We start from the raw sequence: 453 nt of genomic DNA on the forward strand, positions 1-453 counted from the left end.
AAGAGATAGAAATAGATATTTACAATACAAGGTTGCTTCTTATGTCAACAGAATTAGTCAATTCAGCCAATATCATCTCTTTTCCTAAGCCATGTGCCTTCTGTGAATCAACGGAACATGTACAACTTTTTGCTGGGCTGATGCTTTGCAGGAGTTGTCAGGAAAACATCAAAATTACCAATCCTGATCTGTTTGCTACCAATGATCAGATTCAACAAAAAGCCCAGGATTAACCTGGGCTTCGTATAAGGTGTATTATGTTAATTTTTAGTTAATATAAAATTTAGATAGCTTCTGCAACTAATTTTAAAGCTGATTTAATTTTTTGCTTATTCTCATACATCCTATTGTCAGACCTCTCTATTCGTCGGCAGCGTCTGTTCTGGTTCTGCGGGCATCCGGAGGTCTACATCATCTTCCTGCCCGCATCCGGCCTCGTGTCGATGATGGTGG

At 39.3% G+C, this 453-nt stretch carries 1 protein-coding gene; it reads left to right on the forward strand.

Annotated elements, in window-relative coordinates; genetic code table 11:
- Window positions 1-233 (forward strand): hypothetical protein (locus BFL28_RS21345; RefSeq protein ID WP_241527400.1); only part of this gene is annotated, 233 nt, incomplete at its 5' end.
- Between the last annotated feature and the right edge of the window lie 220 nt (window positions 234-453).

The organism is Sphingomonas turrisvirgatae, assembly GCF_001721295.1.
GTDB classification, from domain to species: Bacteria; Pseudomonadota; Alphaproteobacteria; order Sphingomonadales; family Sphingomonadaceae; genus Sphingomonas; species Sphingomonas turrisvirgatae.